The sequence below is a fragment of the Rhizobacter sp. P5_C2 genome (assembly GCF_054049715.1).
Genome location: NZ_JBFULV010000159.1, coordinates 1 through 10,593, shown reverse-complemented (window position 1 = coordinate 10,593; position 10,593 = coordinate 1). Strand labels below are relative to the sequence as shown.

Here is a 10,593-nt window from a genome sequence, read left to right as displayed (position 1 = left end):
GCGCCACCCCGCGGCGTTCGGYCAGCGCCTGGCGCAGCGCGGCGGCGAGCGGCGGCGCGATGTCCATCAGCATGCGGTTCGCGGTGTGGCCCCCACCCGCGCCTGACGACGCGCACACCAGCTTCTGGCGCGGCCCCGGCTCGTCGCCCGGCAGCACCAGCGCGGCGCTCGCCATCGCCGGCACCAGCAGCTCGGCCAGCGCCTGCACGCAGACCTCGGCCTGCAGCGAGCCGCTGAGCACCCGGCTCGCGTCGGCCAGGAAGGCCGAGCGGCGGTCGTTGTCCTCGGCGACGCGGCGCGCGGCGTCGGCCGCCACCATCGCCGCATGCGCATCGGCCTGTTCGCGGATCTGCCGCTGCATCGCGAACAGCCGCACGAACACCCGCACCTTGCTGCGCAGGATGTGCGGCACCACCGGCGACTGGATGTAGTCGACCGCGCCCAGCGCATAGCCGCGCTCGGTCTGCATCTCGTCGGCGTACGAGGTGATGAAGATGATCGGCGTGTCGACCGAGCGCTTGTACTGCCGGATCAGCGCCGCGGTCTCGAAGCCGTCGATGTCGGGCATGTTGACGTCGAGCAGGATCACCGCGAACTCGCGCTGCAGCACCTCGCGCAGCGCCTCGCGGCCGGAGCGCACGAACACCAGGTTCTGGCCGAGCTCCTCGAGCACCGTGCCGAAGACCAGCAGCTTCTCCGGCAGGTCGTCGACCACGAGGATGTTCACCCTCGGGTCGAGATCGTGGGGCGCGCTCACTTGCTCAACCACCCGCGCAGCACGACCAGCAGGTAAGCGGTGTCGACCGGCTTGGACAGGTAGTCCCAGGCCCCGGCGTCGATGCACTTCTCGCGGTCGCCCTTCATCGCCTTGGCCGTCACCGCGATCAGCGGCAGCTCCTTGCCGCGCGGCAGCCGGCGCATCTGGCGCATCGTCTCCATGCCGTCCATCTCCGGCATCATGATGTCCATCAGCACGATGTCGATGCTCGGGTCGGTCTCCACCAGGCGGATCGCATCGCGGCCGTTCTCGGCCGAGACGATCACCATGCCGTGGTTGTCCAGCACCGTCGCCAGCGCGAAGATGTTGCGCATGTCGTCGTCGACGATCAGCACCTTGCGGCCGTGCAGCCGGCGGTCGGCGTCATGCAGCTCGCGTGCCGAGCGGCGCTCTTCTTCCGACATCGTCGCCTCGCCGCGGTGCAGGAAGAAGGCCGATGCATCGAGCATGCGCTCCAGCGTGTCGGCGCGGCGCAGCGCGAACGCGCTGTGGCCGCGCTCCCAGGCAACGCACACCGCCGGGTCGCTGCTCGCCAGCACGATCGGCAGCTGGCGCGCGAGCGGCCGCGATTCGAGCGACTCGATCACGTCCTCCGGCCCGAAGTCGGGCACGCTGCCGTCGGTGATCAGGCAGTCGATGCTGCCGTGCGCGATGCGCTCGCGCGCTTCGTCGGCGCGGCTCGCCTGCACGATGTCGGTCTCGGTGTCGAGCGCGTCCAGGAACTGCGCGCGCGCCGGCGTGTCGTCCATCATCACCAGCAGCCGCTTGCGGCGGCGCTCGGCGAACTCGTGCAGGTGGCCGAGCGCTTCCTCGACCTCGTCGACCGACTGCAGCGGCTTCGTCAGGAAGCCGACCGCGCCCGAGCGCAGCGCGCGCTCGCGCGAGTCGTCGGTCGACACCACGCAGACCGGGATGTGGCGCGTCGCGAGGTCGGACTTCAGCCGCTCGAGGATGCGCCAGCCCTCCATGTCGGGCAGGAAGATGTCGAGCGTGATGACCGCCGGCTGGAAGTCGCGCGTCAGCGCGAGCGCGGTGGCGCCGCTGGTGCTCACCAACCCCTTGAAGCCGACGCGGCGCGCCGCCTGCAGCAGCACGTCGGCGAAGGCCAGGTCGTTCTCGACGATCAGCAGCACCTTGTCGCCGAGCAGGATGTCGGCGCGGTCGTCGTTGGCGGCGTTGTCGCCCATCTCGTCGGCGTCCGCGGTGTCGTTCACCGATACCGGCACCTCCGCCACGCGCGGGCGCTCCAGCATCGGCAACACCTCGCTCATCACGCCCGGCGGCGTGCTGCGGCCGTGCCGCAGGCTGCGCGTCGGGCTGTAGCTCTGCGGCAGGTACAGCGTGAAGGTGCTGCCCTCGGCCGGCGCGCTGACCAGCCGGATCTCGCCGCCCAGCAGCCGCGCCAGTTCGCGGCTGATCGCAAGGCCGAGGCCGGTGCCGCCGTACTTGCGCGAGGTCGAACCGTCGGCCTGCTGGAAGGCCTCGAAGATGATCTGCTGCTTGTCCGGCGAGATGCCGATGCCGGTGTCCGACACCGAGAACGCCAGCACCTGCGACGCGCGGTTCAGGTCTTCGTTGTCGCGCGACCAGCCACGGTCCACCACCTCCATCGTCAGCCGCACCGCGCCCTGGTGGGTGAACTTGAAGGCGTTCGACAGCAGGTTCTTGATGATCTGCTGCAGGCGCTTCACGTCGGTGACGATGGTTTTCGGCAAAGGCGCGAGACGTACCGGCGCGCCGATCTCGAACGCGACGTGGCGCGATTCGGCGACGTGGCGGAAGCTGCGGTCCACCGAGCGCTGCAGGTCTTCCAGCCGCAGCTCCGAGACATCGACCGCGACCGTGCCCGATTCGATCTTCGACAGGTCGAGGATGTCGTTGATCAGCATCAGCAGGTCGTTGCCGGACAGGTGGATGGTCTTCGCGAACTCCACCTGGCGCGGCGTCAGGTTGCCGTCGCTGTTCTTGCACAGCTGGTCCGACAGGATCAGCAGGCTGTTCAGCGGCGTGCGCAGCTCGTGCGACATGTTGGCCAGGAACTCGGACTTGTACTTCGATGTCAGCGCGAGCTGCTCGGCCTTTTCTTCGAGCGCCTGCCGCGCCTGCTCGACTTCCTGGTTCTTGCGCTCCACTTCCTGGTTCTGGTGCACCAGCAGCCGGGCCTTCTCCTGCAGCTCCTCGTTGGTCTGCTGCAGCTCCTGCTGGCGGCTCTGCAGCTCCTCGGCCAGCGACTGCGACTGCGTCAGCAGGTCTTCGGTGCGCATGTTGGCGCTGATCGTGTTGATCACGATGCCGATCGATTCGGTCAGCTGGTCGAGGAAGGCCTGGTGCGCCGGGTTGAAGCGCTCCAGCGAGGCCAGCTCCAGCACGCCGCGCACCTCGCCTTCGAACACGATCGGCAGCACCAGGATGTCGAGCGCCGCGCCCTCGCTGAGCCCGGTGGCGATGCGCATCGCGCTGCTCGGCACGTTGGTCACCAGGATCTTGGTCTTCTCTACCGCGCACTGGCCGACCAGGCCCTGGCCCAGGTCGACCTCCTTGCCGTGCGTGGCCTGGCCGCCCGAGGCATAGCTGCCGAACAGCTTCAGCCGCGGGCCCAGGCCGCCGCTGCCGGTCAGCACGTAGAACTCGGCCTGCTGCGCGCCGACCACCGGCGCGAGTTCGGACAGGATCAGCTGGCCCACCGTCAGCAGGTCCTTCTGGCCCTGCAGCATGCGGCTGAACTTCGCGAGGTTGGTCTTCAGCCAGTCCTGCTCGGTGTTCTTCTGCGTGGTGTCCTTCAGGTTGCGGATCATCTCGTTGATGGTGTCCTTCAGCGCGGCCACCTCGCCCTGCGCCTCCACCGTGATGGAGCGCGTCAGGTCGCCCTGCGTCACCGCGGTCGCCACCTCGGCGATCGCGCGCACCTGCGTGGTCAGGTTGGCCGCCAGCTGGTTGACGTTCTCGGTCAGGCCCTTCCAGGTGCCGGCCGCGCCGGGCACCTTGGCCTGGCCGCCCAGCTTGCCTTCGACGCCCACCTCGCGCGCCACCGTGGTCACCTGGTCGGCGAAGGTCGCGAGCGTCTCGGTCATGCTGTTGATGGTTTCGGCCAGCGCGGCGATCTCGCCCTTGGCCTCCACCGTCAGCTTCTGCTGCAGGTCGCCGTTGGCCACCGCGGTCACCACCTTCGCGATGCCGCGCACCTGGCCGGTCAGGTTGCCGGCCATGAAGTTCACGTTGTCGGTCAGGTCCTTCCAGGTGCCCGAGACGTCGCGCACCTGCGCCTGGCCGCCCAGCCGGCCTTCGGTGCCGACCTCGCGCGCCACCCGCGTCACCTCGGCCGCGAAGGACGACAGCTGGTCGACCATCGTGTTGATGGTGGCCTTCAGCTCCAGGATCTCGCCCTTCACGTCGACGGTGATCTTCTTCGACAGGTCGCCGGCCGCCACCGCCTTGGTCACGTCGGCGATGTTGCGCACCTGGCTGGTCAGGTTCGACGCCATCAGGTTCACCGAATCGGTCAGGTCCTTCCAGGTGCCGGCCACGCCCTGCACGTCGGCCTGGCCGCCCAGCTTGCCTTCGGTGCCGACCTCGCGCGCCACGCGCGTCACCTCGGCGGCGAAGGATCGCAGCTGGTCGACCATCGTGTTGATGGTGTTCTTCAGCTCCGAGATCTCGCCCTTCACGTCGACCGTGATCTTCTTCGACAGGTCGCCGGCGGCCACCGCGGTCGTCACCTCGGCGATGTTGCGCACCTGGCTGGTCAGGTTGCCGGCCATGAAGTTGACCGACTCGGTCAGGTCCTTCCAGGTGCCGGCCACGCCCTGCACGTCGGCCTGGCCGCCCAGGATGCCTTCGGTGCCGACCTCGCGCGCCACGCGGGTCACCTCGGCGGCGAAGGATCGCAGTTGGTCGACCATCGTGTTGACGGTGTTCTTCAGCTCCAGGATCTCGCCCTTCACGTCGACGGTGATCTTCTTCGACAGGTCGCCGGCCGCCACCGCCTTCGTCACGTCGGCGATGTTGCGCACCTGGCTGGTCAGGTTGCCGGCCATCGAGTTGACCGAATCGGTCAGGTCCTTCCAGGTGCCCGACACGCCTTCCACCCGCGCCTGGCCGCCGAGCGAGCCTTCGGTGCCCACTTCGCGCGCCACCCGCGTCACTTCCGACGCGAACGATCGCAGCTGGTCGACCATCGTGTTGATGGTGTTCTTCAGCGTCAGGAACTCGCCCTTCACGTCGACGTCGATCTTCTTCGACAGGTCGCCCTTGGCCACCGCGGTCGTCACGTCGGCGATGTTGCGCACCTGGTCGGTCAGGTTGCCGGCCATCGAGTTGACCGAGTCGGTCAGGTCCTTCCAGGTGCCGGCCACGCCCTTCACCTTGGCCTGGCCGCCCAGCATGCCTTCGGTGCCGACCTCGCGCGCCACGCGCGTGACCTCGGCCGAGAAGTTGCCGAGCTGCTCGACCATCTTGTTGATGGTCTTCGCGGTGCGCAGGAACTCGCCCTCGAGCTCGCGGCCCTCGACCTCCAGCGCCATGCTCTTGCTCAGGTCGCCCTGGGCCACCGCGCCGATCACCCGCGCCACCTCGCTGGTCGGGTGCACCAGGTCGTCGATCAGCGCGTTGATCGATTCCATCGACGCGCCCCAGAAGCCGCGCGTCTCGCTGAGCACCGCGCGCTGCTTCAGCTTGCCTTCCTTGCCGACCACCTGGCGCAGCCGGCCGAGCTCGTCGGCCATCGCGGCGTTCTGCTCGACCAGGTCGTTGAAGACGTCGGCCACCTTGCCGGCCAGCCCCTCCCAGTGCAGCGGCAAGCGCACGCTGGCGTCACCGCGCCTCAACTGCGTCAATGCGGCGAGCAGGGTGACCATCTCGCGTTCCGGCGTCGCGACCTCGTTGAGTTCAAGCACGTTCATGGCGGGGCTTCCATACTGATTCAAGCCGGCGAGAGCAGGGCGGCGAGCGCGATTCTGGCCCGCAGCATGTCTTTTTGCATACGGCGCGGGCAACGGTGGTGCAGACTACCGCTGGATCCGCTCATGATCATGACGGACGGCGCCGACAGCCTTTGTAGGATGGAGACTACAGCCGGCGCGCCATGCCCCGGAAACCCGCGCATTTGCTGGGTTGGCGAGCCCCCACCCATCCGACGCAGCGCCCCGCGTGCGTGTCGATGCACCCGCATCGGCAGCGTAGACTTTTCCACCATGGCACCCGCCGGAGGACCCGATTTGCAAGACGTGACCGTGCTCTACGTTGAAGACAACGACGACCTGCGCCTCAGCATCGCGATGCTGATGGAGCAGCCGGGGCGCGTGCTGACTGCGTGCGCTGACGGCGAGGAGGCGCTGGCGCTGTGCGCCGCGAACGAGTACGACATCGTCATCACCGACGTCAGCCTGCCCGGCATCTCCGGCACCGACCTCGCGAAGCAGCTGCTCGCGAAGCAGCCGGACCGCTGGGTGGTGCTGTGCTCGGGCTACGAGTTCGGCGAGTGGGTGCGGCAGTTCGGCCCGCATGTGCGGGCGCTGCGCAAGCCGTTCGAACCGGAAGAGCTCGAGCAGTTGATGGACGAGATCAGTGCCGCGGTCAGGAACCGAGGCTGACGAGGAGGACGCCCCGCATGAAGACACCGGACACCCTGGATCGCCAGCTGCCGAAGGCCCCGACCGGCATCGCCGGCCTGGACGAAATCACCGAAGGCGGGCTGCCGCGCGGCCGGCCGACGCTGGTGTGCGGCGCGGCCGGCTGCGGCAAGACGCTGCTGGCCGCCGAATTCCTGGTGAACGGCGCGCTGCAGCACGGCGAACCGGGGGTGTTCATGAGCTTCGAGGAGAGCAGCGACGACCTGGTCGCCAACATGCGCTCGCTCGGGTACGACCTCGATGTGCTGCAGGCCGAAGGCAAGCTGGTGATCGACCAGGTGAAGATCGAGCGCAGCGAGATCGAGGAGACCGGCGAGTACGACCTCGAAGGCATGTTCATCCGGCTCGACCACGCGATCCGCCGCATCGGCGCGAAGCGCGTCGTGCTCGACACCATCGAGGCGCTGTTTTCGGGCCTGCCGAACCAGGCATTGCTGCGCGCCGAGCTGCGCCGGCTGTTCCACTGGCTGAAGGACCGCGGCATGACGGCCATCGTCACCGGCGAGCGTGGCGAGAACACGCTGACCCGCTACGGGCTCGAGGAGTACGTGGCCGACTGCGTGCTGCTGCTCGACCACCGCATCGTCGACCAGGTCTCGACGCGCCGGCTGCGCGTCGTCAAGTACCGCGGCTCGGCGCACGGCACCAACGAGTATCCGTTCCTGATCGGCACCAAGGGCCTGTCGGTGTTGCCGATCACCTCGCTGCGGCTCGACCACCAGGCGTGCGACGAGCGCGTCTCCACCGGTGTGCGCGGGCTCGACGGCATGCTGGGCGGGCAGGGCGTGTTCCGCGGCAGCAGCGTGCTGATCTCGGGCACCGCCGGCACCGGCAAGAGCAGCGTCGGCGCGAGCTTCGTCGACTCGGTGTGCGCGCGCGGCGAGAAGGCAGTGCTGTTCGCTTATGAAGAATCCGAGAGCCAGCTGATCCGCAACATGAAGTCGATCGGCATCGACCTCGGGCGCTGGAGGGCGTTGGGCCTGCTGGAGATCCACGCGTCGCGGCCGACGCTGCACGGGCTGGAGCAGCACCTGGTGGCGATGTACGACATCGTCAGGACGTCGAAGCCCGACGCGGTCGTGATCGACCCGATCAGCAACCTCGAGATGCGCCAGCCCGACAACTCGCTGCAGGGCACGCTGCTGCGCCTGATCGATTTCCTGAAGCAGCAGGGCGTGACCTCGGTGTTCACGACGCTGACGCACGGGCTGGCCAACGAGGTCTTCGACACCTCGGGCATCGGCGTCTCGTCGCTGATGGACAGCTGGATCGTGCTGTCGAACCTCGAATTCAACGGCGAGCGCACCCGCACGATGCAGGTGGTCAAGTCGCGCGGCATGCCGCATTCGAACCAGGTGCGCGAGTTCCTGATCGGCGAACACGGGGTCGATCTGGTCGATGTGTTCGTCGCCGACCAGCGCGTGCTGACCGGCTCGGCGCGCAAGCTGCGCGAGGCGCTGGAGGCACGGCCATGAATGCGGCCGTGCGTTCGATCTCCACCATCGCCACCACGCCCGAGTGGCAGCTGAAGCTGTACGTCGCGGGGCACACGGCCAAGTCGATGGCGGCGCTCGACAACCTGAAGCACATCTGCGAGACCCACCTTGCGGGCCGCTACTCGATCGAGGTGGTCGACCTGCTGGTGAACCCGCAGCTCGCCGCCGGCGACCAGATCCTCGCGGTGCCGACGCTGGTGCGCAAGGTGCCCGAGCCGATGCGCAAGATCATCGGCGACCTGTCGAACGAAGAGCGGGTGCTGGTCGGCCTCGACGTGCGGCCGTATGTGCGGTCTTCGATGCGGCCGTCGCGATGACGCTGGTCGACCGCCTGCCGGACCTCGTTGACCTGCGGCTCTACGTCACGGGGGCGACGCCGGCCTCGGCGCGCGCGGTCGTCAACGCACGGCGCTTCTGCGAGACCCACCTGTCCGGGCGCTACCGGCTGGAGGTGCTCGACATCGGCGAGCACGTCGAACAGGCCACCGCCGACCAGATCATCGCGGCGCCGACGCTGGTGCGGCTCGCGCCGTTGCCGCTGCGGCGACTCATCGGTGACCTGTCCGACGACGAACGCCTGCGCCGCTCGCTCGATCCGCTGCACGGCTTGCACGCGGCAGGAGCGCACGAATGACGCCGGTCGAGCAGCTGAGGCGCGCCCTCGTCGAGAATGAGGCGCTGAAGTTTCGCCTGGAGGAGGCCGAGGACACGCTGCGCGCGATCCGCAACGGCGACGTCGACGCGATCGTCGTCGGCAGCGACGTCTACACGCTCGACAGCGCGAACGCCGCCGACCACAAGCTGCGCCGCGCGGTGCTGTCGCAGATGGAAGACGCGGTGCTCGCGTTCGACGACGGTGGCCACCTGATCTTCATGAACGCCGCCGCCGAGCGGCAGTACGGGCAGAGCGCGTCGGCGCTGCTCGGACGCAGTGCCGACGAGCTGTACCGCGAGGTCTGGCCCGACGACACGCTGCGCGAGGCCTGCCGGCGCGAGCTGCTCAACCAGGGCGCCTACCGCGCGCGGCTGCTGCACGTGAAGCGCAACGACGAGGCGATGCAGGTGGAGTGCACCGTGTCGCGGCTGCGCGGCGCGCAGGGCGAGCCGATGGGCCGGCTGTGCGTGATCCGCGACGTGAGCGCGCGCGTGGCGGCCGAGCAGACGCTGATGGTGGCCTCGCTCGCGCTGGCGCGCCGCGAGCGCGAGTTCGCGACGCTGGTCGAGAACTCGCCCGACATCTTCGCGCGCATCGACCGTGAGCTGCGCCATGTGTACGTCAGCCCGGTGGTGCAGCGCCACCTCGGCATCGCGCCGTCGGCGATGCTGGGCAAGACCTTCGGCGAACTCGGCCTGTCGGCGGCGCTGTGCGCGCAATGGAACGGCGCGCTGAAGGAGGTGTTCGCCACCGGCCGGCTGGTGCGGCTGAACTACACGATGCGCGGCCTGGGCCCGGCACAGGAACAGCAGGGCAAGCGCTTCTTCAACGCCCGGCTGATGCCGGAGTTCGCCGACGACGGCAGCGTCGAATCGGTGCTGGTGATCGCGTCCGACGTGACCGAGCAGGCGCTGATCGATGCGGCCTTCCACGAGAGCCAGGCGCGGCTGCAGTTCACGCTGGCTTCGGCACGCATCGGCGAATGGGAGCTCGACCTCGAGAGCGACACCGCGCGCACCTCGCTGCGCCACGACCGCTGCTTCGGCTACGACGAGCCGGTCGGCCAGTGGGGCCACCGGGTGATGCTGTCGCACCTGCACCCGGCCGACCGCGAGCGGGTGGCGGCGCTGTTCCAGACCAGCGAGGCGACGCGGCAGGATCTGCATTTCGAGGCCCGCGTGCTGTGGCCCGACGGTTCGCTGCACTGGATCGAGGCGCACGGCGTGTTCTACGCCGGCGAAGGCGATGCACGCGGCGGCAGCCGGGGCCTGGGCCGCCGGCTGCTCGGCATCGTCGCCGACATCACCGACCGCAAGCTGGCCGAGGAGGCGCTGCACGACAACGACCGCCGCAAGGACGAGTTCCTCGCGACGCTGGCGCACGAGCTGCGCAACCCGCTGGCGCCGATCCGCAATGCGCTGCAGATCATGCAGCGCAGCCCGGGGCCGGTGGCGCAGGCGCATGCGCGCGACGTGATCGAGCGGCAGCTGGGGCAGATGGTGCACCTGGTCGACGACCTGCTCGACGTGAGCCGCATCAGCCAGGGCAAGCTCGAGCTGCGCCGCACGCGCGTCGACCTGGTCGAGGTGCTGAAGACGGCGGTCGAGACCAGCCGGCCGCTGGTCGATGCGGGCCGGCACACGCTGCAAGTGCAACTGCCGCCGGCTGGCGAGCTGTGCGTCGACGGCGACACCACGCGGCTGTGCCAGATCGTCGCGAACCTGCTGAACAACGCCGCGAAGTACACGCCCGAGGGCGGCTCGATCGAGCTGAGCGCATGGCGCGAGGAAGGCCGCGGCGCGGACCCGGAGAACGGCGAGGCGGTGATCGCGGTGCAGGATTCCGGCGTCGGCCTTGCGTCCGACATGCTGCCGCGGGTGTTCGACATGTTCGCGCAGGTCGACCGCTCGGTTGCGCGGGCGCAGGGCGGGCTCGGCATCGGCCTCGCGCTCGTGAAGCAGTTGGTGGAGATGCACGGCGGCAGCGTCGAGGCCCACAGCGACGGTGTGGGCACCGGCTGCCGCTTCATCGTGCGGC

7 protein-coding genes are annotated in these 10,593 nt (G+C 69.0%); 5 read left to right on the top strand and 2 right to left on the bottom strand.

Annotated elements, in window-relative coordinates:
• On the bottom strand, window positions 1-727 hold a 727-nt coding region (locus ACXJLU_RS31320; protein ID WP_457337663.1), incomplete at its 3' end, for a response regulator.
• Window positions 728-753: 26 nt separating this feature from the next.
• Entirely contained in the window at window positions 754-5,676 is a 4,923-nt protein-coding gene (locus ACXJLU_RS31315) for a HAMP domain-containing protein (RefSeq protein WP_457337662.1), read from the bottom strand.
• A 324-nt stretch (window positions 5,677-6,000) separates the two neighbouring features.
• Here ACXJLU_RS31315 and ACXJLU_RS31310 point away from each other — a divergent pair, with 324 nt between their 5' ends.
• The 5 genes from ACXJLU_RS31310 to ACXJLU_RS31290 all read left to right on the top strand — a co-directional run.
• Complete coding sequence (locus ACXJLU_RS31310) at window positions 6,001-6,366, top strand: response regulator (protein WP_457337664.1); 366 nt, start codon at window positions 6,001-6,003, stop codon at window positions 6,364-6,366.
• A 17-nt stretch (window positions 6,367-6,383) separates the two neighbouring features.
• Window positions 6,384-7,880 (top strand): circadian clock protein KaiC, encoded by a 1,497-nt coding sequence (gene kaiC, locus ACXJLU_RS31305; protein WP_457337661.1) that lies wholly within the window; start codon window positions 6,384-6,386, stop codon window positions 7,878-7,880.
• A complete protein-coding gene (locus ACXJLU_RS31300) occupies window positions 7,877-8,218 on the top strand; it encodes a circadian clock KaiB family protein (RefSeq protein WP_457337660.1) in 342 nt (113 codons plus the stop codon). Before kaiC ends, ACXJLU_RS31300 begins: the two co-directional genes overlap by 4 nt.
• A complete protein-coding gene (locus tag ACXJLU_RS31295; protein WP_457337659.1) occupies window positions 8,215-8,535 on the top strand; it encodes a circadian clock KaiB family protein in 321 nt (106 codons plus the stop codon). Before ACXJLU_RS31300 ends, ACXJLU_RS31295 begins: the two co-directional genes overlap by 4 nt.
• Window positions 8,532-10,593: sensor histidine kinase (locus ACXJLU_RS31290; RefSeq protein WP_457337658.1), on the top strand; the 2,062-nt coding region annotated here is incomplete at its 3' end. The genes ACXJLU_RS31295 and ACXJLU_RS31290, both read left to right, overlap by 4 nt.